This is a genomic window from Alitiscatomonas aceti, from assembly GCF_025567195.1.
GTDB classification, from domain to species: domain Bacteria; phylum Bacillota; class Clostridia; order Lachnospirales; family Lachnospiraceae; genus Alitiscatomonas; species Alitiscatomonas aceti.
Genome location: NZ_JAOQJF010000040.1, coordinates 1 through 25,022 on the forward strand (window position 1 = coordinate 1; position 25,022 = coordinate 25,022).

The following is a 25,022-nucleotide window of genomic DNA, read 5'->3' on the forward strand; positions in this document are numbered from 1 at the left end:
CGATAATTAAGCGACAGAGATACTACCAATCTCTGGAACAGGCTGCATAGGCAGTGATATCTTTGAGATAAATGTGTCAACCAATATTGACAATATCATTTTCTATCTCTCCAAAGCCCCGGGCAATCAGCGGTCTTATAACACACAATTCTGCTGACCAGCCGGGGCTTTCGCGTTTTACCAAGTCTTCATATCTAGAACCACGTCTCCAAAGCAGTCTCATCGATTCACACACAGAAACCACCTTGTGGCTGTTTTATCCCCGCTTCACCTCACACTCCTAAAGACGGGAGGAATAGAGATATCCAGTATTATCCTTTTTCTTAAATCGATAACATTGTGGATTTACAAGGGAGTATCCACGTTTTAAGTATTATTTTACGCTATATTTTTCTTGCAATTTATCTAGTATCGAAGCTATAATGTAAATAGCTTAAATCATTTGTTGGCTGGAAGGGGAGATACTGAATGGACAGTTTACTCAGCCAATTGGGGCTATATGATTTCTGGGGAACATTATTTCCCGGACTTGTGGGTATTACTATACTGATTCCCATTCTTCCAGATAGAATAACCCAGGAGAATAAACAGGTATTTTGGCATAGCTTGATTATCTATATCATTGCCTCATATTTACTCGGAATTCTGCTGCATGAAACCGGACACTGGGCTCAAGAAAAGATTTTATATAAAAAGCTTAAGAAAAATGGAGAGCCTTGCGATAATTTTTTATTGGATAATTCAGAACTGAAAATGGACGAAAAAGAGGTGTATCTGGAATTATATGTAAAATGGGCCCAGAGTAAACACCTTCCATTGACGCCTACAAGGTCTACTTGCAGACTTTTTTTCAATTACTGTGATTATTACATTCAAAGCAAAAAAAATCATGCCCAGGCATCCAGAATGCAGTCGCTATATGGTATGAGCAGGAGCCTGTTTGTGTACTTTTTTATAATGCTACCTGTTTTCTTTTATAAGCTTTATTTTGTTGCAGCTTTTATGTCCTTTGTAGTCTCCCTTATCTTTCTTAACAGAGCATACAGATTTAATCTTATTCGCTTGAAAGTGGTTATGAGAACATATTGTATTGAGCTGGCATCAAGTCAGTGAAGTTCTGCATAGAGCCTCACTGACTGCCCTCGCAGACCAGCATCAGCAAGCTTATGAGATTCACTTAGTACACCGTATCCGTTTTTTCTTCCATCCCCCGAATCACTCTCTCAATCGTCTCCTCATCCCTCTCCAGCTCATCTGCGATCTGGGAGATGGACTTTCCTTTCTGAAGCTTAGTGCGGATAAGGCTTTTTATCTCATCCTCGCGTCCTTCCAGGATTCCTTCCCTGCGTCCCTCAGTACGCCCAGCGGCATGGCCCTCCGCGTGTCCTTCTGCGATCCCTTCCTTCCGCGCCTCGGAGGCGATGGCCTTCTGCATCAGTGCCAGTTCACGCTCCTCATCATACTCAAATATACTCACTGCGATCACCTCCGCTCGGTTCCTGGAGAGGAAATCCGAAAGGATCCCCTCCCGGATGCATTCTGTGACAGCCTGGTGCACCGCCTCCTGGACCGCCATGGTCTTCGCATGAAGCCTCACACGCTCCACAAAGAGCATGTACTCTTTTAAGGTCTGGCAGGTGTCCAGAAGCTCCTTGTTCTTCCCGGGTGCGATTTTTAAAACCTTTACCTTTAGCTCCAGCCCGGGGTCCTCGGTGGGATGTTCAAAGGAATCGGAGATCTTCAAAACACAGGAATCCCCGATCTCCTTATCCCCATTGTAGAACACCACAAAATTTGGGGTGGGAATCTTTACCAGCTGGGGCGCGTAAAGAGACTGGTCCCGGGTAAGAGCCTGATATTCCTTTGCCGCGTAGAACAGGTTACGGAGCGGCATGTTGGGGTTCCAGGTGGACTGGTGCTCGTAAAGGTTCAGCTGGAAGTTCACCAGAAAAGCCACATCGTTTTTCATGTTCATGTACACGGCGTTTTCCAGGGTCACCACAGTCAGGTCCTCCGGGGAATCGTAAGACGTTCCATTTACCGCGTTGTAAAGGCTTAAAAGCCGGTCCCTGTCTTGAAACAAAAGCCGGACAGGGTGTCTTTGTAATCACGCCGGGGCTTGGGGAGCCGTGCCGGAGCCTGGACATGGTCGTTCATAGAATTCATTTGTCCTCCTTTCGCAGGAGAACCGGAGATCTCCTGCTTTTCAAATTTTAATAAGGGAAAAGCATAGATCTTCTGAAATGAATAAGAATCTCCAGACGGCCGGACCGGCCGGGAAAATAAGAAATATATGCTTTGTGCCAGTGTAGCACACTTAAAACGGCAGTGCAAGGGTGTACGGGATAAAATCTTTGTGAAACACCGGACCATGGAATAAACAGCCCACCGGGCAAGCTCCGGGCCTCAGATCTCCAGACGATTCCGTCCATCACCTCTCTTCTCCGGGCTTTTCGATCCGGATATGGCCATTTTCCAGCTGCTTCACAATATCATAGGTAAGCTTGGAAAGGGTCCGCTTCCCCCAGCCCCTTTCATCGGTATCCGTACCGCTCAGGACCTGCTTCAGCTCCTCTCGGCTGCGGAACAGGTGATCAAATTGTTCGTAAAGATCCTTGATCCTTTCAGGCGTGTACATGGCCTGCCGCCTCAGGATATCGCGGATATAGTCCTTATGCATGTCATAGTGCTCATTCAGATTAAGGGCACCCATCTGTTTCTCTACCACAGCTTCCTTTCTGGGCGGTATTGGTCGATTTTTTTCAACCCCCAGCGAAAACTCTCCTGTACCGTCGTGGAGGATTTTCACCCAGTCGTCGCCGTTCTTCGCCTTGATCTGGAAACCCATATCATAGCTGAAGCCCTCATCATACGGGTATAGGATCGGATCCTTCATGGTATCCAGCGGCCCTTTAGCCGCATTGCAGACCGCGCAGCAGGGAACCAGGTTATACAGGGAGACGGCCAGATACGGATAGAGGTCCCTGGGATAATAATGGTCCATCTGGGGCCTGGATTTTCCGCTGGCCAGTGTGAATGTATACTGGCGGTTGCAATATGGGCATACTGGAACATCCATGAGCTGGAGGATCGTGTTCAAGACCTTCCGCTTAGAAAGATTTTCATACCGGAAAGCCTCAGATAAAAGCTTCTTTTTACGCTTCCTGATAATCCCGGACTGCCAGATATAATCCTGAAGGGCAGAACGGTCTGCCAGAAGCAGCCGCTGTACCTCTGCTTCATTGACCGTATGCTCTGCGTCATCATGATACAGACTGCGGTAAAGCACCGGACACACCTCATCCAGGAGGTTCCGCACCTCTTCCTTGGCCAGTGTATGGAAAAGGCCTGTGGGGGCATTCCTGGCGTCTGCAAGAAACTCGCGCTCGATCCGATCTCTGTTTTTGTTAGAAATCCATATCCGGATCGTTGATCATCTCCTCCAGTTCCCGGATTGTCTGGTCCAGCTCCCTCCGCTGCGCCTTCAGCCGCTGAAGGGCAGAGGAAAGCGCCGGGTCAGTCCGCAGCGTTTTTTTCATGGTGTAGTTTATTCCTTCATTGCTTTCTTCCAGGGCATGCTCCAGCTTTTCTCTTAAAAGTCCCTCTCCAACATAGGAAATGACCGTTTTTATATCACTGATTTCATTATTGCCGTTTCTCTGTGTCAGCAGCAGCTCCGCGATGGTCCCAAGCTTTTCCTGGGCAAACGCCCCCATGGTCCCGCATTCATCCAGAAAGAATGAGTCCATGTAGAGTGTATGGATGTGGTTTCCAAAGGTCTGGATGCCGCCAGTCCGTGAGGATATATGTCCGTCCTCGTTCTTCCTTAAATAACAGACGCTGTTAGGAGGAAAATCCGACAATATGACCGGCGAATGGGTCGTTATGATGAGCTTTATATTTATCATAGGAAGAAAGTACCTGCGGCAGAAAGCGGTCAGCCATTTCATATACATCCGCTGCCATCTGGGATGCAGCGACAGATCAGCCTCATCAAGGATCAGGAGCAATGTATTGCAATCCGGAGTCTGTCCGTTGGTTCTGCCGCTTTCCTTCTTTAAATCCTCCCAGATCCCATACAGATCCGCCCAAAGCGACAGAAGGGCATTTTCCCCGGAGGAAGCACCAAAGGAAAAGCTTAAAAACGGAAAGGCATAGCTCAGTCCCTCATAATGGAACAGGAGCTTTTCCATAAATAACCGGTTTTCCTGCCCGGGTATGATCGAAAGCTCCGGCGTTCCCTTATTTTCCAGCTTCCGGATCACAGCCTCATTTTCTTCCAGCCAGGAGATGAAGTCCCGGGTCTGATGAATGACAAGGACAGCAATGAGGGAATGTCCCATCAAGGCCTGCCCCAATTCTTCCAGAAATTTTTTCGCATATCCGAAGAGTCCGTACCGCTCTGCGCAGTCCTCCGATAAGAGATATGCATCTGGCAGGCGTTCCAGATCCACTCTGGCAGGAGACGGGACCACGGAAGGTATGCATGCTTCCCTGATACAGCCCAAAAGCACAGCTCTTACTATGTAAGCGCTCCAGGAATGCCTGAAAAGCCCGGGAAGCTTCTGAAATATGCGTTCCATCTGTTTCAGCCTTTCGTCAGCATCTGGAGGAGCGGACACCGTATGCCTCTTCAGTTCCTGAAAAATATACTTTTCTAAATAACTCACATCGGCAGCAGCAATCTGAATGTACTTTGGAATGGGGATTTCCAGCTCTGGAGCTTCTTCCGGATGGTAATTGCAGAGCAGATGAACGATTTTATAAAGTTCCCTGTCATAATAGATCCGGATCGGGTTTTTATCCAGGCCGTTATAGTGCATTTCATAATCTATTTGGGAATGGCCTGACAGAAGATTTCCAAGAGAGAAGTCATAGCTGCACTTTTTGAGGTTTTCAAAATCATGAAAGCTGAGCGAGTGATGGAAATATGCCGTTTTCATATTTTTTAGAGCTGCTTTTTCAGAAGTCCTGCCGCGGCCAGACCGGTGATCCGGGCTGGCTGGAAGATATTCAAACAGCAGCTCTCGCTCTGCATTGATCTTCGGTTTTTCAAGTTCCTGGCTGTAAAATACAAACAGCCGCTTCTGTTCTTTATGATCGGTTCCTTCAAAAACCATGATGCATGATCCTGTTTCTTCTCCATTTGTAAACCGTCGAAGATCATCCAGAATGAGATTCATGAGTCTGGTTTTCCCAGCCCCGTTATCACCGACAATGGCAAAGCAGTCCAATGCATAGTCCCATATGGATCCGCCCCAGAAGGATTCCAGATAATCGGTATTTTTCTGGACCGTCAGACGACTCTGGGACTGGATATAGGACATTTTATAGGCTCCGCTTAAAATGATCCCCTGGTTTTCCTCTGTCTGAAACCGGTTATCCCAAAGAAACAGCAGATTTTTCAGAATATTCATAGGCCTTCCTCTGCATTCTATTTTTTGTCTAATATTGTCATATAATATAAGTTTAAAGAAAAATACAAGAAAAGTCAATAAAATAAAGAAAACTTTCATATAAATCAAAAAGGACAGAACCCATTTTCATAGATCCTGTCCCTTTTAAACCATTCCTATTCAATTTTCGTAGAGGTACGCAGGGGGGTCTGTGGCCTAAGCTCTATCCCTGTACGCACTCTCTGATGATCCGTTCCATTTCCCCCATCTTTTTCATTACATCCCTGGCCATGTTTAACTGGCACCGGGTCCGCACCAGGTTATGCTCCGGGTACTCTGTCCGGAAGTACACGTTTCCCAGAAGGTAATCATCCAGGAACCGGGAAGCCAGCTCCACAGCCAGGGTAAACACGCTGAGCGGCAGCGTCCGGATCTCGTCTGCTGTCAGGGTGTCCCGGGTCTGGGAAAGAAAGCCTCTGGTAAAGGCAGAGAACAGCTCCATGCTGCAGCCAGCCTTTTCGTACTCCCTGGAGTCCTCCGCCACATAATTGGCGCCGAATCGGATGGCGTCGCCGAAATCATGGCCCACAAGACCGGGCATCACCGTATCCAGATCGATGATGGTCAGAGCCCGGTTGGTGTTCCGGTCGAAAAGGACATTGTTGATCTTCGTATCGTTGTGGGTCACCCGGATGGGGAGACGGCCTTCCCTCTGCATCCGGGCCATTTCACAGGCCTGGCTGCTGACAGACCGGATATAAGAAAGCTCCTCCCTCACAGACCCGGCCAGGCCCAGAGGATCTTTTTCTGCATCCTCAAACAGCGTCCTCAGCCGTTCCGGCGTGTTGTGGAAATTGGGGATCGTTTCATAAAGCTGTTCCGCATTAAAATCCGCCAGATTTTTCTGGAAACGGCCAAAGGCTTCTCCGGCATGCTGGAGCACTTCTGTGTTTTCGCAGGTGTTATACGTCACAGACGGGATATAATTATACAGCCGCCAGAAGGCGTCGTCCGCATAGATATACGTTTTCCGGTCGGCAGTATGGTGAAAGTGGAGAGGGATCCCCTCAGTGCTCTTTGCCCGGATATGCTCCGTAACCAGGTCGATATTATGCATGACCTGCTCGGGCTTTCTGAATACAAATGTGTTGACCTGCTGGACAATGTACGACTTTAGTGTGCCTTCCTCTCGTCTGTATGTAACCTTATACGTCTTATTCACATTTCCCACAGGAATCAGCTCAGATTCCACATAGCTTCCCTGGATCCGAAAGCTGCGGCAGATGTCCCGCAGACGCTGTTCCATTTCCATGCTCATGTTCCTCCCAATGCTCTTTTGTTTTTAGTCCGTCCCTAATTTTATCATCATCCCCGGATGAATGCAAGGCGGAATGGCTCTTCCAACCATGATGAAAATGGCGGAAATTCGTGTGATTTTATCCCGTACACCCTTGCGCCGCCGTTTTAAGTGTGCTACACTGGCACAAAGCATATATTTCTTATTTTCCCGGCCGCTCCGGCCGTCTGGAGAGTCTTATTCATTTCAGAAGATCTATGCTTTTCCCTTATTAAAATTTGAAAAGCAGGAGATCTTCCGTTCTCCTGCGAAAGGAGGACAAATGAATTCTATGAACGACCATGCCCAGGATCCGGCACGGCTCCCTAAGCCCCGGCGCGACTACAAGGATACTCTGTTCCGGCTTCTGTTCCGGGACAGGAACAGGCTTTTAAGCCTTTACAATGCGGTAAATGGAACGTCCTGCAGCTCCCCGGAGGACCTGACTGTGGTGACCCTGGAAAACGCCGTGTACATGAACATGAAAAACGATGTGGCTTTTCTGCCAGACCTTAAAAGAGTATATGCTCTTTGTGGAACGGGTGCGGCTCCATGCAAAGACTATGACGGTCGGGGCGGCAGTACACCGGGCTGTCACAGAATGCATCCGAGAGGGGATCCTTTCGGACTTCCTCTCCCAAAACAGAGCGGAGGTGATCGCAGTGAGTATATTCGAGTATGATGAGGAGCGCGAATTGGCGCTGATGCGGAAGGCTATCGCCTCCGAGGCGCGGAAGGAAGGGCACGATGCAGGACATAAGGAGGGACGTGAGGATGAGATAAAAAGCCTCATCCGTACTAAACTCCAAAAGGGAAAATCCATCCCTCAGATTGCGGATGAACTGGAGCGGGATGAGATGACGATCAAGGCGTTGATCCAGGGGATGGGGGACGAAGCAGAATAGAATACAGAAAGGCGGGAACAGACCCATTTAAGGATTCCATTCCCGCCAGAAATACTGCCCCTGTTCGGTTATACGACCTCGTAAAAGGTATCCGGATGCTCCGGATCGAAGGCCTCGTTGGCCCACATGACCGTCACCAGATCGTCGGTCTGGGACAGGTTGATGATATTGTGGGTATAGCCTGGCAGCATGTGAACGGCCTGGATCTGCTCCCCGGATACCTCAAATTCCCGGATCTCGTCCGTGCCGATCTTCCTTTCCTGGATCAGGCCATGGCCGGAAACCACCATAAAAAACTCCCACTTGGAATTATGCCAGTGCTGGCCCTTGGTGATCCCGGGCTTACTGATGTTGACGGAAAACTGTCCGCAGCCCGGGGTTTTTAAAAGCTCCGTGAAGCTGCCGCGGTCGTCAACGTTCATTTTCAGCGGAAAGATGGTCTTTTCCATTGGAAGGTAGGAGAGATAGGTGGAATACAGCTTCTTTGCAAAGCTTCCGGCCGGGATCTCCGGCATCAGAAGTGTGGACGGCTGGGCCGTAAACGTTTCTAAAAGCTCCACGATCTCCCCCAGGGTCACATGATGGGAGACAGGGGCCGCACAGTATGCTCCCTGCTCATCAAATACTGTGGTCACACCGTCGAACCCGCAGCGGTGCTCATGGCCCTCCAGGGCGTCCAGCAGCTCGTTTACCAGATCGTCGATATAAAGCAGCTCCAGCTCTGTGGACGGATCGTTGACATGGAGCGGAAGGCCGTTGGCCATATTGTGGCAGAAGGTAGCCACAGCGCTGTTGTAATTGGGGCGGCACCATTTTCCAAAGAGATTCGGGAATCGGTAGACCAGTACCTTAGCTCCCGTTTCCTCCGCATACCGGAAGAACAGCTCCTCCCCGGCCTTCTTGGACCGGCCGTACTCACTGTCTCCGAAGCGGCCTGAGAGCGTGGCCTGGATCGAGGAGGCCAGCATCACCGGAGCCGTATTTCCATGGCTCCGGAGTGCGTCAAGAAGCTCCGATGCAAAGCCAAAATTTCCCTCCATAAATTCCGTCTGGTCCTTGGGGCGGTTGACTCCGGCCAGATTAAATACAAAATCAGCCGAAGCGCAGAACATGTCCAGTTCCCCCCGGGTGTTCTGGACATCATATTCATAGATCGCATCAATTTTTATGCTGGGCCGCGTGCGGTCCTTTCCATCCCGGATATTCTTTAAATTCTCCACCAGGTTCCGTCCGACGAAACCGCTGGAGCCTGTGACTAATATATTCATTTATATCGTCTCCTGTGATTTATAAGCAGATCTGCCTGCAATGAATTAGGGAGACGATAAATCGTCTCCCCATAAGATGGTAGTTGTAAGTTTTGGTTGTAAAAAGATTTTAAAAGGTAGTTGTAATAATTAATTGTAATGGATGGCTTAATACTATCATATCTATTCAGCCATGTCAACCGCTTCCCGGATCGATTCCGCCTCATCAACAGAGGTAATTTCGTCCATGATCTTTGCCCATTCTTCATCTGGCTTTACAATAAGGCGGGAATTCATATACGCCCACTCAACAGGAAGAACTGTGACGCCCTCATAGTATTCCTTAGCGCTGCTTTTTATTTTATTTAATACAAGAGCCAGTTTAACCGGTGCGCCTGGAAAATATAAAGGAGCCAGAAGCTGGATCTTATTTTCACCAGTTTCTGTGTTATGGTAATAAAAAGGCAGAGCCAGCTTAAAGTTCCTCTTTAGCTTCTTTTCCAAAGTCACTTTTGCTGCATCCAGAAGGACATTGATCAGCTCTTTGCTGTTGTAACCAGCTTCAATAAAACGGTCAAAGTTATCGTCGATAATATGCTCTTTTCTCATATTTAATTCAAGCGTATTATCATAGATCAGATCCTTAACATTGTTGCAGTAGTCAGCCAATGGAGGAAGCTCAGAAAAGTTCGTTGTAAAAAACTTATCCGTCTCCTTGAAAAAGCCATTGAAAAACCACGGCTGTTTTCCAGACATTTCATTGACGGCAAAAATTGCAACAATTTCCTGGTTATAAACCGTCAGAAGCCCTGTATTCATGCACCGGTATTTTCCGTCCGCTGAGGAAATGATCTTCCCTTCCTCGTCTAAGCGGTTGTACGTATACTGTATGTAATTTCTCAAGATACGGTATGGATCTTTATCCTGAATTCTTTTGTATGTCCACTTTTCCGGCTGGGCCATCCGGGCAAGCATTTCCAATTTCTGATTGTATTTTTCTGCGGTCCCAAGAAAAACATCTTCAAGTATAGTTCCCATATTTTCGCCCTCCTTTGAGAAATGATGCTACAATCCCTATTATATAAAAACAGGCATTGGGACGCAAGGGAAAACTATTTTTGATCAGAAAAAGGATCAAAACTTCCTCCACACCATTTTATCCACCACGCCCGTATAGGACTGGATGATCTTTACCACCTTGGCGGATACGTTTTCCTCCACGTAATCCGGCACAGGGATCCCATGATCTCCATTCTGGTTCATGGTCACTGCCGTATCCACGGCCTGTAAGAGACTCTTTTCATCGATCCCGGCCAGGATAAAGCACGCCTTGTCCAGCGCCTCCGGGCGCTCTGTGGAGGTGCGGATGCACACCGCAGGGAACGGATGGCCCACTGAGGTAAAGAACGAGGATTCCTCCGGCAGCGTCCCAGAGTCGGAAACTACACAGAAGGCGTTCATCTGTAAACAGTTATAATCATGGAAGCCCAGGGGCTCATGGCGGATCACCCGAGGATCCAGGGCAAAGCCGGACGCCTCCAGACGTTTTCTGGACCTGGGGTGACAGGAGTAGAGCACCGGCATGTCATACTTTTCCGCCATCCTGTTGATGGCTGTAAATAGCGAGGTGAAATTTTTCTCCGTGTCGATGTTCTCCTCCCGGTGGGCGGAAAGAAGGATATATCTGCCCTTTTCCAGCTTCAGCCGTTCATGGATATCCGAAGCTTCGATCTCTGCCAGATTATTATGAAGGACCTCCGCCATGGGAGAGCCGGTCACATATGTCCGCTCCTTTGGGAGACCACAGTCCGCCAGGTACCGGCGGGCATGCTCGGAATACGCCATATTCACGTCCGAAATAATGTTCACGATCCTGCGGTTGGTCTCCTCTGGCAGGCACTCGTCCTTGCACCGGTTTCCCGCTTCCATGTGGAAGATGGGAATATGGAGCCGCTTGGCACCGATGACCGATAAACAGGAATTGGTGTCACCCAGGACCAGGACTGCATTGCCGAATGAGCCTGTACCACCGATGATCATTAGGGGGGGAATGGTGACATGTTGATTATGCTTCAGTTTTGGAATTATGCATAAAAAGAAAGTTTAACAAAATAGGCTTGTTTTTACGCATTTATGGAAAATAGATTTCGACGTATTATAAGAATATCCCCTCGCTAAAAAATTTCCGCACTCCACTCGCCCCAGCGTTATGGGGACCATCAGTTGGCTATTTTTTACTTAATCAATAATTCTCTACTTACGGACTCTATATTTCTACAAACAGTTTCTCTGACCATCATTTCAACTAATCTGTCTTGAATATAACTAAGCATATTATTTCCGATGTTAATTATTTTTCCAAAGAAGCCCCCCATGCCAACGCATTTAAAATTTCTTGGAAAGACCCAAATAATGCGCCTGTCACAATGAGCATTACAAGAGACATAATAGTTTTCAAAGCGATCAAAAAAAATACTGCCCATAGTTCTAAAAATCGCAAACTAATTTTATAACCTATAAAAGTCAACAGTAAACATTTCCTGGAATATAATATAGCTTGATTATAAGAATTTTCTGGAAAGTTACGCAACAAAAACACTTCTCCAAAATCAATTATAGAATCCTGTAAAGCAACTGATACTACAAAAGCCCTCCTACTAACAGGAACAAAAAATGGCAACTCACTATCAACCCATACAATTTTTGCCTTATAAGGATATTTCCCATTTTTTTTAAAATATATATGCTTTATATAATTATCTATTGCAATTTTAATCTCGGCGTTATTGGGAAGAGGATTGCCTGCAAAAACAAAGCGTAATACAAGAAAATCTCCCATTCCAAAACAATACTCCGATTAAGATTAGCTGAAATAGGACTACTAAGAAATAAAACTTAATTCCCCAAATAAAGTAAAATGGCAACCCAATTATTAGGATATTTACAATTGTTAACAATATTTTTTTCCCATATGTATCTTTTTCCTTCTGCTTTTTCTTGTATTGGAATATCCTAAAACTCTCGTTGGTATCCGGAATGAACCTTGGTAGATTTCTGTTCACAATCCGGACATCTAATCGATCCCTTGGTAGAATAAATCTTTAATAAAATCTTTTCATTCTTTATAATACTTTCGCTACATTTTAAATTCTTATCCAATTGCTTTACAATAGCCTGTTCCATAATAATCATCTAAGATGATTCTAACAGTTTTTCACAGAACATTCAACTAATATATGAAAAGAGTTTCATGAACTTAGGAAACAAAAACTCAAATTCCATTCTTCCACTCCCGAATCATCTGAGGACGAAATTCAAAATCCTGCCTGTTCTTTTCCACCATAGTAGTCAAAAGCAATCTCGCAAAAAATAAGAGAATCGCAGACAAAGCAATAAAACCGCTGACAATTAGTGATACAGACTATAATTACTAGTTCTATTTTCAAATATTCAATAAATCACACAATAAACTTTTAAGTTTATAGAGCAAAAGTTTTGTTTCCTTTTTCCAAATCGCATATCCTAAAAAATAAATCAGGAATGCTACCACAACTGAAATTACACAATTCCAAAGAATCTGCAACATCAAACTCTCCATTACTGCTAAGCCGCACATCCATTTTGCACTCACTAAACTTCCCAAATTCAACACAACTAACCATATTTGTTCGCAAAAATATACTTTTACATTCCCCTTCAATACTCTTTTAACCACCAAAAACGGATACGTATAGCCAAAAAGAATCATAGAACTAAGAATCGTCCCCATAAAAATTCCAGCTAAGCCATATCGCTTCAACAAGATAATAGAAGCAGCAATATTTACAGCTGATTCAATAAGCGGAATAAAACGATCCTCGTATAATATGCCTGCCGCATCCTTAAAAATCCCAAAAACACATCGCATTCCCTGAATAAAAAAATTACAGGCTAACACAAACAAGGTGAATTCCGAAACAATATATTCTTTGCCAAACAAAAGTGACACCAAGGGCGTCGCCACACAGTATATACCAACTCCGGCACAATGATGAATAAATACGTTGAGTATTTGCATTTCTTTGAAAATACTACGACTTTTTTCTTCATTATGCTCTGCCAACATGTGACCAACGCTCGCTGTAGTTGCCGACATAATTTGATTACAAATATTCTTAATTGAATTGATGATTAGAGAATAATTTGAATAAATTCCAACTGTCATTAATCCAAAAAACTTTGAAATCAGAATATTATCGGTCCCCAAAACAATAAAACCACCTATTTTATGGAAAGCAGCACCCTTTACCTTTTGTTTTATATCGTCAAGTATTTCTTTTTCCAGCGAAATCGAATCATTTCCCTTCAAAAATGGATACTTACGATTAGCCAATCCATTAATTAAGAAATTCTCAGCCAATCGACTTATCACCATCACAGCAAGATAGCAAATAAAATCTCGTGTGCAGAAAAGTACAACAATCTGGCCAATTTTTGAAAAAAACTGGTATAGTAAATCACACAACAGCACTAAATAATTCTTTTGATCCGCAATTAAAATAGAACGTTTGAATGTAAACAGATACGATAATACTACATCTGCCAAAAACCAGATATACAAAAACCATAAGGGATACAAAAGAGTATATCCCTGAATAAACATATTCAAAAATGGTATTACTAATAATCCGAATATCAAAACTGCCATTGCAATCGCATAATAACATTTCCGATAAAAATTCATAAGCGATTTAACGGCTTGTAAGTTTCCCTCTGATAACGGACGGTACAAATGATAAATGATGGCTGTACCTATTCCAAGCTCCGCAATAGAAAGCATAGACAGTATGTTACCAAACAAACTATTGATGCCTTGATATTCAATTCCCAAAAAAGCTATGACAGCCTTACGATTCACAATACCCAGTAAAATCGTGATGAAGTAATATAATAAGCCCGCCAACGAATTATAAAAAGAATTTCTTGTCTTCATATTATTATCCCTTATTTATCTTTTTCCGTCCCCCTTTCATCTAAAATATCTGCAATTCTCTTACATGCAAAACCATCTCCATAGGGATTACTGGCCTTGCTCATGCGTTCATACTCATCTTTGTCTTCCAACAGTTGCTTAAATGCATAATAAATTGTCTCTTCTTCCGTTCCCACAAGCTTCAATGTTCCTGCTGCGATTCCTTCTGGACGCTCTGTGGTATCTCGCATCACAAGTACCGGTTTTCCAAAAGATGGAGCTTCTTCCTGAATTCCACCGGAATCTGTCAAAATCATATAGGAATGAGCAAGGAAATTATGAAAGTCAAGTACGTCAATGGGTTCAATGATACGGATCCGCTCATCCCCACCCAAAATTGCATTGGCCGTTTCACGTACCACTGGATTCATATGGATCGGATAAATGGCTTTTACGTCTGGATGTTCATCGCAGACCCTGCGAATGGCCCGGAACATATGCTTCATCGGCTCACCAAGATTTTCCCGACGATGAGCTGTGATCATAATAAGTCTGCTTCCTTCTGCCCAATCAAGCTGCTCATGTCGATAATCATTACGAACTGTGGTTTTCAATGCATCGATTGCCGTATTTCCCGTTACATAAATAGATTCCGGCTTTTTTCCCTCTTGAATCAAATTTTGTCTCGACAATTCTGTCGGGGCAAAATTATAAGATGCTATAATACTAACCGCCTGACGGTTAAATTCTTCCGGATAAGGAGAATAGATATTATAGGTTCGTAGTCCCGCTTCTACATGCCCCACCGGAATCTGCAAATAAAAACAAGTCAATGCTGTGACAAACGTCGTGGAAGTATCTCCATGAACAAGTACAACATCTGGCTTTTCAATTTCTAAAACTTCTTTAAATCGGTTCAAAATATTCGTTGTCACATCAAACAGCGTCTGACGTTCCTTCATAATGGACAAATCATAATCCGGTATCACCTGGAAGGTTTCTAATACCTGATCCAACATCTGGCGATGTTGTCCGGTAACACAAACAACTGTTTGAAGATTTTCTCTCGTTTTTAGTTCATTCACCAATGGGCACATTTTAATCGCTTCGGGGCGAGTGCCAAAGACCAACATAACTTTTCTCTTATCATGTTCTTTACGTTCCATCACATTTCTCCACTACCGACTTTTTAAACTATTTTCATAATATTCCATACAAATCAATGCCTTCCAAATATCATACCTGGCATTTTGAAATGAATAAATGTACATTATTTCTATCTGGGTAAGTTCCTTCTCGTAACCTTTCGGCATTTTATCTATAAGCCTATGAAGAGTGTAAGATGCTAATTGAAATGCAACCAAATGATATCTTTTATTAAGTCTACAAAAAGTCATCATCCCCATTTCTCTAAGAGTTACCTTTAAAATATTGGCATCAACTTTCATATTCTCATGATACATAAATTCCAATGTAGCATATGCCAAAAATACCTGATCTAATTGTCTGGGTAAAGCAATATTCCGTCCATACTCTTTCGTTAACGAATTTACATTATCTTGCCTATAATTATACAACGGCAACCCTACATACGCCCCAACTCGAACTTCATGGAAAATAAGATGTGCCATCATCATATCTTCATGTTTATATCCTTCTGGAAAACGAACAGACACCCACATTTTTCTTTTAAAAACACTCCCCCAAGGAAATGCCAAATATAACATATCCTCTCCCAAGCCATTCTGATATTCTTTCTTTATATTGTCATACCGATGCTCAACCGTCTTCTTCCCGTCAGAATACACTTTATAAAAATTACACTTTACCATATCTGCATCTGTTTCCAAAGCCCTGTCCATTAAGAGTTGAATATATGTTGGCTCTAAGAAATCATCTGCATCCAAAAAAGTAATGTATTTTCCAGTTGCCTGCTCTAAACCAGCATTTCGAGCAGAAGATACGCCCCTATTTTTTTGATGGATCACTTTAATTATATCGTTCTTCAAAGCATATCCATCGCAAATTATACCGCATTTATCCGGACTTCCATCATCCACTAAAATAACCTCATAACTATAATTGGTTGCCTGTCTCAAAACGGAGCAAATGCATTCATCTAAATAATCCTCTACTTTATATACCGGTATAATAATAGATAAATCTACAAAAGAATCAACCACAAGCTTTTTGGACGAATAATCATACGGAAATTTATAATCATATCCCGCATCAGCAGCTTTTTTGATAATATCTTCAATATTTAACGATTTGCGTTTTCCCCCCCGTTTTTCTAACATGTAAACAACCTTCACATATCGTCTTAATCCCCACACAATTAATTTCTTTACTTGTTGTTTTATAACTTTCATTCTTCCCCCGCACAATAGAACATTCGTAAAATCGATACATTATTTTGTCCAAACCAATAAAAGTTTAATCAGTCTTTTCATGTTCCGAACAAAACCAAATCTATATATGTTATATAAAAAATGCTTTAAATTTTGTCTTATTTCGTTCTTTAAGTTGTTTTTCTGTTGATTATTCCCCCCCCACACCACAAAGAATCTATTGCAAGAATCACAATCTTCATTTTTGCAATTCTCAAACACTTTTTATTAAGATTACACTCCTGCATAATCTTCTTCAATGCAGTAATATATTTTAACTCTCCATTTTCATCATATAATTTGTCTAATTGATGCGTTACACTTCTATCATTCAACATATAGCAATAAAGAGGTTCCTGAACATATGCCAATTCTGCATCTTGTATATTTGATAAAAGCTTTATATTATAATGAGTATCTTCACAGTAAGATAGCATTGTATCAAAGGATATTTTTTGAGCCACATCTGCCCGGTAATACCTATTCCACACACTTCCCATCGTACTATTGTCACCTAGGGTTCGCATAATAGTATCTTCTATTGTCAGCCGTTCTTTTTTCAACCCTTTATACTCTTTTTGTATACCGCTTTGGTTCTCTCTCCCTACATAAAAAGCGCTCAAAACGCCAATAATATCGGGGTTATCTAAAAAAGCCGAAAGGACTTTTTGCATTGAATTCGGTTCTAAAAAATCATCCGCATCACAAAAACCAATAATATCCCCTGTTGCCATTAATAATCCTAAATTACGGGCTGCAGAAACACCTATCTTCGGACTCACTGCAAATTTTACGCATTCATATGCTTCAACATATTTTTGACAGATTTCTTTCGAATCGTCACTTGATCCATTTTCAATCAAAATGCACTCAAAATTTTTATATGGCTGATCTACTATGCTTTTTATACACCTATCTATTGTTGTCGCAGAGTTATGAACGGGAACAATCACAGATATTTTCAATGAACAAGGCATACAGACATACTCTCTCTTTTTAACAATATTTTCGAAACGCTCTTTTCATTTTAACAAGCAACTGGCTTATATTCGGCCCAAGCTTATTCAAAATCATATATTTATATTTTATTTTTTTCGGAATCCAAGAGCCATCAAAATGATGAATCGTATAAGTATTCGACGTTAAATGCAGCTTTTTCGTAACTGGATCTTTGGGACAAAAATAGTCACTGGGAAACAATGTAAAATCTGCTACCGTTTGCTTGGTATTATTTTGTACCAAGCCATATTTTAATAAGGTATTTGTGATTCTCGTTACATTTGTCGTTAAATCAAAGCTCCCGTCCGCTTTCACAAAGTGATCATTTTCATAATCATTCAGTAACTCCTGAAATAACGGATGACCAGCCCGACAGGCCATGAGGCCTGTCGAGATTTGAGTTTCGGACTCAAATCCCGACACACCATTATAGGATAAAATTGGATCCAATGTTTTCAAAACTTCAACATCTGTATCCATATAAATTCCACCATAATGACACAATACATACAGACGTACAACATCTGTAATAAACGCCCATTTTTGCGCCTGATACGCTTCCTGAACATAGGCATTAAAATTCAAATCAAAATTCGTTTCATTCCATTCTATGATTTCATAATCCGGGCAATATTCTTTCCAACTGGCAATACATTTCTGTGCAAGCGGCGGAAGCGGATTGCCTCCAAACCAGCAATAATGAATAACTTTAGGTATACTCAATCTTTTCTCACCTCACAAACAATAATTTATATACAGAACGCACTATTTCTGAACTAAGTGCATTCATACACGCAAACCCCTTTGTTTTCAAAGAATTTCGTGAAAAACATAAAAATGAAAATAAATGCTTACGAATCATATTACATATGTATTGCTCCGTAATTTCGTCATAATAATCCGCCTGTACCATTTTTTCCATACAGCGACAACAACTATATACAATACTCCCCTCTGCAATTTTGCTTAATTGTAAATCATATGATTTCATAAACTCATACCGTTGCAGAGATGCTTCTATGCTATCCAAATGCTTTAGTGAAAAACTTTGATGTATGATACTGGATGCAACCTGTCGATACCAATAAAAAGAACGGTTCAACAAAACCGTTCTTCTTGATAGTGCAACCAATTGATATGTTGTAAAAACATCTTCATGATATTTTCCAACCGGATAACGAATACTCTCAAATAATTTTCTGGAGTACAACTTTCCCCATGCTGTAGTCGTGTAATTTTTATTTTTAAAAAACTGAACCATTTGCTCTTTAAACTCAAATATAGCTAGTTGAGAATTTTTCTCTTCCGACAATTTTTGTCCGCTCTCATCACAGTAAACCGTTCCACAAGCAACAATATCTGTCATATCATCCAACTGCTCAACCATTAATTCTATCATACAAATATCAATAAAATCATCGCTATCAATAAAGGTAATATATTCTCCTGTTACCAAATCAATACCTGAATTTCTCGCTCCAGAAAGGCCTTGGTTTTCTTGATGAATAACTCGAATCCGATTATCTTTTAAGGCATATTGATCACAAATAGTTCCACACTGATCCGGTGAACCGTCGTCAACTAAAATAATTTCTAGATTCTGATATGTCTGTGACAAAACAGACTCTAGGCAAGTACCTAAATATGGTTCAACTTTATATACCGGAACAATTATAGATATTTTAGGTTGTATCTGCATATTTACAATTCAACCTCCGCTCTTCATAACAACTAATTTGAAGATGACTTAAGAATAGTACAATAAAAATGCTATCCCACCCAGGCGCTTCTGCCACCATCACAATGAGTAACGAAAAAATAATAGTCAATGTCAAAGAAGCATCTACATTTGACATAAACCTATTTAATTTTTTTACTCCGTACGTAATTAAAAATATCAACAACAATAATGAAACCAAGCCACTTTCATATAACATTTGAATATACTGATTGTGTCCAGAATACCACGCATCGATATCAGGTGCATCAATTCGATCTGCTATTACATGAAATACATTACTAGTTACAGCAATTCCATATCCCCAAAATGGAGATTGTTTAATTAGTTCTAGCGCAGTATCCCAAATATATGTTCTCGAAGTCAAAGTAATATTTTTATGCAAAATGGTTTCTATAAAAAAAGCAAAATGCTCATGAATTCTAAAAATCACAATCCCCATATTTAGCAAGGGATACAGCACCAAAACAGCTACACTCAATATTTTTCTTAAACATTTTCTTTCAAAACCAACAATGGCAAGCAAAACAAAAAATGTTATAGCTAACAAATTACTACTTGATTCTCCATATAATATGCATATAATTGACATTCCCAGATACAGTTTATAGCGTATATCGTGTACACCATAATAAAAGCAGATGGAAAGCAATCCTATTGCAAAAACAATGTACATTTGATTTCGGCCAGAAAGAAAATATATATACTCTCCCCAATATAATTCCGATAATGGTAACAGCATAAATTCCACAAGCGTCAACACGAAACATACATTTGCAATTGCTTTCATTAAAATTCGTGCACATCCACATTTTATTTGAATTTCTATAAACATTAAAAAACTTACAAGTGGATAAATCCGTTGAATAATACTATAATAATTACCACTCCCTAATATAGTAGCAATAAACAAAACAACGGTATATATAAAAACCCAAATAATACTTAGTGATATTTTTTTATAATGGAAAACATATAGAAAACAAACGGTAAGTGCGACAAATTGAGAACTACGTGCATATACTAATTTCAATAATGCAAATTGATCAAATATCGCATAATTAAATATACGTGTCAAAAGCAAAAACACAAAGCTGCATATTATTAGTTTTTTATGTATTTTCAAACTTTTAATTTTATTTCACCCGCCTCTTATTATATTAATAATCAACATACTTTGTTACTTATTAACTACTTTTCCACCATCATGTGATATGCTGTCCACCATCTCACATCATATGTTTTTCTATGCCTTATCGCATCCTGCAAACATAAAATTTTATACCATCTCCTGCTCATTGTTTTATACAAAATACCTTGATCAATCAAATATTTTTCTCCGTATCCAATATTCCAACTTGATTTCCGTTCTTCCGTCAATGATGCAATAAAATCCGGAACCGCATAAATTTTCAAGCCTTTTTTCAAGCATTCTGCTAAAAACAAATTATCTTCTCCATGACAATGTTCTGTTCCGCCTCCAAAGCATTGGTTAAAATATATTCCGTTCTCCCGAATACTTTTAAGTTTTACTGCCACTCGTGCAGTTCCATAACGCAAAAAATTAAAATATCCAACTTTCATAGGTTTCTTTATCACATATCTAGTTGGATTCTTCTCAAACAAATTAAAAATAATCACATCTGCATTAGGGTAATGCAGAAACGCATTTTCTACATAGTCATTCATATAGACCATATCATCATCTGAAAATAAACAAATATCTCCATCTGCTCGCATCAATGTATTATTTCTATTTAACCCAACACCTTTCTCATTAAAATTAAGATATGTAGCTGCCTTTCCGTTATATTCAAAATGTTCCACTGAATCATACCCACATTGATTCCCTACGATCACATCTGAGCGAATATTTAACTTTTTCAGTAAGTTATGATCCTTCTGGTTCATTGCTGCTACTAATATCTGAATTCGCAAAATTCTTTCCCCTCCGAATTTTAATCTCTCTGAAACAAATCCCGTGTATAAACCTTATCTTTTACATCATCCAAACTTTTTTCATACCGATTGGCTATGATCGCATCCGCCTGTTTCTTAAATAACTCCAAATCATTCTCTACCCGATTTCCATAAAATAGACTTCCGCCCTCCAGCGTAGGCTCATAAATTACGACCGAAGCTCCCTCCGCCTTAATTCGTCTCATCACTCCCTGAATGGAACTCTGACGAAAATTATCAGAATTCGACTTCATTGTCAAACGATACACACCAATCACAGGTTGTTTCTGATTCTGAATATCCTCTTGAAAACAATGATATCCTGCTTTTTTCAGCACCTGTTCCGCAATGAAGTCCTTTCTGGTTCGATTACTCTCCACAATGGCCTCGATTAAGTTCTCCGGCACATCTTCATAATTAGCCAGTAACTGTTTCGTATCTTTAGGGAGACAATACCCTCCATATCCGAAACTGGGATTATTGTAATGATTTCCGATTCTGGGATCCAAACACACACCATCAATGATCGCTTTTGTATCCAACCCTTTTAGCTCTGCATAGGTATCCAATTCATTAAAATAAGACACTCGCAACGCTAAATAGGTATTCGCAAACAGCTTAACAGCCTCCGCCTCTGTAAATCCCATAAACAATGTATCAATCTGTTCTTTTTCTGCCCCCTCCTGTAAAAGCCCGGCAAATGTTTCCGCTACTTTTCGCAGTTTCTCATTGTTCAGATCCGTCCCGACAATAATCCTGGAAGGATACAGATTATCATAAAGAGCCTTGCTCTCTCTTAAAAACTCCGGACTGAATAAAATATGTTCCGTATTGAATTTCTTACGGACAGAAGTTGTATAACCTACTGGAATCGTAGATTTAATCACCATCATGGCCTGTGGATTACATTCCAGCACCTGAGCAATTACCGTTTCTACCGCTGATGTATCAAAATAATTCTTTTCCGGATCATAATTCGTCGGTGTCGCTATAATAACAAAATCAGCAACCCGGTATGCCTCTTCCGCATCCAGAGTTGCTGTTAAATGTAATTTCTTTTCCGCCAGATATTTTTCAATATATTCATCCTGAATCGGTGATTCCCTTTGATTGATCATCTCTACCTTTTCAGGCACAATATCCACCGCTGTTACCTCATGGTTCTGAGACAATAAAATTGCAATGGATAAACCAACATATCCCGTTCCGGCTACTGCTATTTTCATCTGCATCCATCCTCTTTTTTTACATACGCAAGTTTCTTCCATACCCCGCAAAACACATTTTCTATGGTTCTAACTGTTGCAATCACGCTGGAACATTTTTCTCCGTTTTTCCAAAGTAAATAATGATATTTAATCAGCTTGCTATAACCTGTGTTTGATATAGAACCGTTTCTTTTGCGATATCTAGCCAAGTTTTGCTCTAACAAATAACAATCCGAATTCTTAATCGCTTTTAACCACATCGCATAGTCGTTATGTTTCTTCAAATTCTCAATCTGTATCATTCCTATCTTTTCTGCATCATACATAATAGTAAGGCACCCTGGCCAGCAATATGCCTTCATCAATTTTTGTGTAATTCTCTTAGGACCACTGATAACCCTGCCTAGCGATTTTGATTGCTCGTCTATTTCTTCATATTGCGTATAAGAAAAAAAGTAATGGTTCTTCTGCATAAAAGAAATTTGCTTCTCTATTTTTTGTGGCATCCACAGATCATCACTATCAAGAAATGCAATCCACTTTCCTTTTGCTTCTTGTAAACCGTAATTTCTTGAGACTGCTGCACCGCTATTTTTATCATTTTTCAAATACCGAATCCGTAAATCACGGAACTGAGAAACTACATCATCTGTATTATCTGTAGAACAATCATCGATGATCAGCAATTCCCAATTTTTATAAGTTTGCTCAATAATACTTTGTATTGATTCAGCTATATATTTTCCTGTATTATACGACGGCATTATAATTGAAACTAATTCATTCATATTCGTTGTCTACCTCGAATGACTAAAAGAGCGCGCGATTTCTTCCATCTTTAGTACACCCAGTATCATTTGCAACAAATGTTTTTTATAACTTATCTTTTCTAATATATTACGAAATGGGAATAGTAATTGTACAATCGGTTTAACCCACCAACGATATCTAATAAATAACTTGCAATATGCCCTGCGAAATTCGAACATTCGGATTAAATATTCATTAAAATGAGTTGGATGATTGATCGTTCTGCTTCCATTTGAAATATAAATATCTCCTAGTTTTTCTTTATATCTATCCACACTGCATACACCAAAGCCGCATTTATTGATTTTTTCTCATATTCTGGCAAAACCTTCAAAGATGTAAAATCTATATATGTTGAATATTCTGCCAATTTAGCATAGCCAACACATTTCCGTTCCTCTATATCAAATGCTCCTAAATATACTGCATTATCAAAAGGTGTTGGCAATTTTTCTATCGAAGAAAGTCCATATTCTTTTCGTCTAACTTCGTTTGTAATTTCAAGCAGTGTTTCTTTATATTCATAAAAATCTATTTCTTTTACTTCAAAATTCTTTACTCCCTGTTTGATCTGGTAACGATGTTTTGCTTTAATCTTATCAAGATCAAAAGGATGATCTAAAATTGTATACCAAAACTCCGTTTCATATCCACAATCCCAATCTGTCGTCCATCTAGCAAGCAACGGTATACCCCCCCCTGTATTTCAAGCATTTCCCCCTTTCCACCGGATCTAATAGTACATTCTCATGGGGAGCAGTTGTAGGAATCATCGCATGATTATAATACTTCCATCCTTGAATCATTCTAATCTCCTTTTCAGAAGTTGATTTACTTCCTCATAACTCTTTTCATATTTATCTTTATCTACTTTCCCCAGTCTCAACAGATAATCCCCATAATCCTCTGCTGTTGCCATTCCGTCTTCCGTAATCCCCTCCTGACTTAAGAGGGCTTTCTGCACCGTTTGCCAGATGATCCTCGCATCTCCAAGAAACGTGATCTGTTTGATGTATTCCAGGTCATACGCCAGCTTCTTCTCCCAATCGATGATATTTCTTCCATTCACCTGGGCAAGTCCTGTCAGCCCTGGCCTAACACTATGGCGCCTCCGCTGTTCTTCCGTCATAAACACCATATCCCTTACCAACTGCGGCCTCGGCCCCACCACGCTCATATCCCCCTTCAGGATATTAAACAGCTCCGGCAGTTCATCCAGACTGCTGGCCCGCAGCTTTTTTCCAAAGCTGGTCAGCCGTACCTCATCCGGCAGCAGCTCCCCATTCTCGTCCCTGGCATCGGTCATGCTGCGGAACTTATACATCTCAAAGATCTTTTCGCCCTTTCCCGGACGCCTCTGCTTAAAGATCACCGGGCCTCCCAGTTTTACCCGCACCAGGACCGCTGTGACCGCCATGACCGGAGACAGCACAACGATCGCTCCCGCCGACAGCACGATATCCAGGAATCTCTTTATGTAGTCTCGGTACAGCCGGTTAGTCATTGAAACAGCTCCTTATGATCTTGATAATGGTATCCTGCTGCTCCGAAGTCATTTTATTATCACTTGGTAGGCACAGTCCCCTCTGGAATATATCCATGCCCACATCCAGTGGCTTCCCATCGGATCCTACTGCACCACCGGCAATATAAGCATTGGTCTTTGCCCGTCCGTTCCCTTCCCTGGTCACAAACCCGTTCATCCGGAAAATGGGCTGCATATGCATGGGCTTCCAGATGGAACGGCCCTCAGCGTTATACTTCGCCAGCGTCTCCAGGATCTCCATGGGACAGCTCTTTCCCGATTTCGGGATGTAAAGGGATTCCTGTTCCCCGCGCACTTGTTTGCACATGGCCTCCGGATCGATGACCAGGCAGGACAGCCAGTAGTTGGGCTCGGAGTTTTCGGCGTCGAACGGATTCATCCGTACCGGAAGGTCCTTAAAGCCCTCCCTGTACCGCTCGTAAATGGCCTTCTTCTGTGCGATGTGCTCCTTTAGGTACGGGAACTGTCCCCGCACCACCCCGGCGATCACGTTGCTCATCCGGTAGTTGTAGCCTACTTTCTCATGCTGGTACCAGG

The 25,022-nt window shown here is 41.6% G+C and carries 22 protein-coding genes and 1 pseudogene; 2 read left to right on the top strand and 21 right to left on the bottom strand.

Annotation, left to right across the window (positions count from 1 at the left end; all coding sequences use genetic code 11):
* The first annotated feature begins 468 nt into the window (after positions 1-468).
* Entirely contained in the window at positions 469-1,113 is a 645-nt protein-coding gene (locus tag OCV69_RS14505) for a hypothetical protein (protein ID WP_158360025.1), read from the top strand.
* 64 nt (positions 1,114-1,177) lie between these two features.
* On the opposite strand, the gene OCV69_RS14510 is transcribed toward OCV69_RS14505, so the two are convergent.
* The 4 genes from OCV69_RS14510 to OCV69_RS14525 form a co-directional block, all read right to left on the bottom strand.
* On the bottom strand, positions 1,178-2,083 hold the full coding sequence (locus OCV69_RS14510) for an RpnC/YadD family protein (RefSeq protein WP_262563185.1): 906 nt from the start codon (positions 2,081-2,083) through the stop codon (positions 1,178-1,180).
* A gap of 348 nt (positions 2,084-2,431) precedes the next feature.
* On the bottom strand, positions 2,432-3,319 hold the full coding sequence (locus tag OCV69_RS14515) for an HNH endonuclease family protein (RefSeq protein ID WP_158360027.1): 888 nt from the start codon (positions 3,317-3,319) through the stop codon (positions 2,432-2,434).
* Positions 3,320-3,407: 88 nt separating this feature from the next.
* On the bottom strand, positions 3,408-5,417 hold the full coding sequence (locus OCV69_RS14520; RefSeq protein WP_262563186.1) for an ATP-binding protein: 2,010 nt from the start codon (positions 5,415-5,417) through the stop codon (positions 3,408-3,410).
* Positions 5,418-5,619: 202 nt separating this feature from the next.
* A complete protein-coding gene (locus tag OCV69_RS14525) occupies positions 5,620-6,708 on the bottom strand; it encodes a phosphotransferase enzyme family protein (RefSeq protein ID WP_262563187.1) in 1,089 nt (362 codons plus the stop codon).
* Positions 6,709-7,223: 515 nt separating this feature from the next.
* Between OCV69_RS14525 and OCV69_RS14530 the strand changes: the two genes are divergently transcribed.
* On the top strand, positions 7,224-7,637 hold the full coding sequence (locus OCV69_RS14530) for a hypothetical protein (protein ID WP_262563188.1): 414 nt from the start codon (positions 7,224-7,226) through the stop codon (positions 7,635-7,637).
* Positions 7,638-7,705: 68 nt separating this feature from the next.
* Here OCV69_RS14530 and OCV69_RS14535 read toward each other — a convergent pair whose 3' ends face one another.
* The 17 genes and pseudogenes from OCV69_RS14535 to OCV69_RS14615 form a co-directional block, all read right to left on the bottom strand.
* On the bottom strand, positions 7,706-8,905 hold the full coding sequence (locus tag OCV69_RS14535) for a polysaccharide biosynthesis C-terminal domain-containing protein (protein ID WP_158360033.1): 1,200 nt from the start codon (positions 8,903-8,905) through the stop codon (positions 7,706-7,708).
* Positions 8,906-9,067: 162 nt separating this feature from the next.
* Positions 9,068-9,922 (bottom strand): DUF3825 domain-containing protein, encoded by an 855-nt coding sequence (locus tag OCV69_RS14540; protein WP_158360035.1) that lies wholly within the window; start codon positions 9,920-9,922, stop codon positions 9,068-9,070.
* Positions 9,923-10,018: 96 nt separating this feature from the next.
* A pseudogene (locus OCV69_RS14545) lies at positions 10,019-10,894 on the bottom strand (UDP-N-acetyl glucosamine 2-epimerase); the annotation flags it as partial.
* Positions 10,895-11,234: 340 nt separating this feature from the next.
* Positions 11,235-11,723 carry a hypothetical protein gene (locus OCV69_RS14550; protein WP_158360037.1) on the bottom strand — a complete coding sequence of 163 codons (489 nt, stop codon included), beginning with the start codon at positions 11,721-11,723 and terminating at the stop codon, positions 11,235-11,237.
* A 603-nt stretch (positions 11,724-12,326) separates the two neighbouring features.
* Complete coding sequence (locus OCV69_RS14555) at positions 12,327-13,856, bottom strand: lipopolysaccharide biosynthesis protein (RefSeq protein WP_158360039.1); 1,530 nt, start codon at positions 13,854-13,856, stop codon at positions 12,327-12,329.
* A gap of 11 nt (positions 13,857-13,867) precedes the next feature.
* Positions 13,868-15,001, bottom strand: a complete 1,134-nt coding sequence (wecB, locus tag OCV69_RS14560) for a non-hydrolyzing UDP-N-acetylglucosamine 2-epimerase (protein ID WP_262563189.1) — start codon at positions 14,999-15,001, stop codon at positions 13,868-13,870.
* A gap of 12 nt (positions 15,002-15,013) precedes the next feature.
* The gene (locus OCV69_RS14565) at positions 15,014-16,207 is read right to left on the bottom strand and encodes a glycosyltransferase family 2 protein (RefSeq protein ID WP_262563190.1); all 1,194 of its coding nucleotides are present in this window, start codon (positions 16,205-16,207) and stop codon (positions 15,014-15,016) included.
* A 149-nt stretch (positions 16,208-16,356) separates the two neighbouring features.
* On the bottom strand, positions 16,357-17,202 hold the full coding sequence (locus OCV69_RS14570) for a glycosyltransferase family 2 protein (RefSeq protein WP_158360041.1): 846 nt from the start codon (positions 17,200-17,202) through the stop codon (positions 16,357-16,359).
* Between the two features lie 19 nt (positions 17,203-17,221).
* A complete protein-coding gene (locus OCV69_RS14575; protein WP_262563191.1) occupies positions 17,222-17,947 on the bottom strand; it encodes a glycosyltransferase family 32 protein in 726 nt (241 codons plus the stop codon).
* Between the two features lie 7 nt (positions 17,948-17,954).
* Positions 17,955-18,923, bottom strand: coding sequence for a glycosyltransferase family 2 protein (locus OCV69_RS14580; protein ID WP_158360043.1), 969 nt, complete (start codon positions 18,921-18,923; stop codon positions 17,955-17,957).
* The gene (locus OCV69_RS14585) at positions 18,907-20,088 is read right to left on the bottom strand and encodes an O-antigen ligase family protein (RefSeq protein WP_262563192.1); all 1,182 of its coding nucleotides are present in this window, start codon (positions 20,086-20,088) and stop codon (positions 18,907-18,909) included. Before OCV69_RS14585 ends, OCV69_RS14580 begins: the two co-directional genes overlap by 17 nt.
* Before the next feature lie 65 nt (positions 20,089-20,153).
* Positions 20,154-20,900, bottom strand: coding sequence for a glycosyltransferase family 2 protein (locus tag OCV69_RS14590; RefSeq protein WP_158360047.1), 747 nt, complete (start codon positions 20,898-20,900; stop codon positions 20,154-20,156).
* A gap of 20 nt (positions 20,901-20,920) precedes the next feature.
* The gene (locus OCV69_RS14595; RefSeq protein ID WP_158360048.1) at positions 20,921-22,147 is read right to left on the bottom strand and encodes a nucleotide sugar dehydrogenase; all 1,227 of its coding nucleotides are present in this window, start codon (positions 22,145-22,147) and stop codon (positions 20,921-20,923) included.
* Positions 22,144-22,917 carry a glycosyltransferase family 2 protein gene (locus OCV69_RS14600; RefSeq protein ID WP_158360050.1) on the bottom strand — a complete coding sequence of 258 codons (774 nt, stop codon included), beginning with the start codon at positions 22,915-22,917 and terminating at the stop codon, positions 22,144-22,146. The genes OCV69_RS14595 and OCV69_RS14600 overlap by 4 nt, the downstream gene beginning before the upstream one ends.
* Before the next feature lie 272 nt (positions 22,918-23,189).
* Entirely contained in the window at positions 23,190-23,624 is a 435-nt protein-coding gene (locus tag OCV69_RS14605; RefSeq protein ID WP_158360052.1) for a hypothetical protein, read from the bottom strand.
* A gap of 117 nt (positions 23,625-23,741) precedes the next feature.
* Entirely contained in the window at positions 23,742-24,443 is a 702-nt protein-coding gene (locus tag OCV69_RS14610; protein ID WP_317258422.1) for a sugar transferase, read from the bottom strand.
* Positions 24,436-25,022, bottom strand: a 587-nt coding sequence (locus OCV69_RS14615; RefSeq protein ID WP_262563193.1) for a DegT/DnrJ/EryC1/StrS family aminotransferase, incomplete at its 5' end; no start/stop codon positions are given. The genes OCV69_RS14610 and OCV69_RS14615, both read right to left, overlap by 8 nt.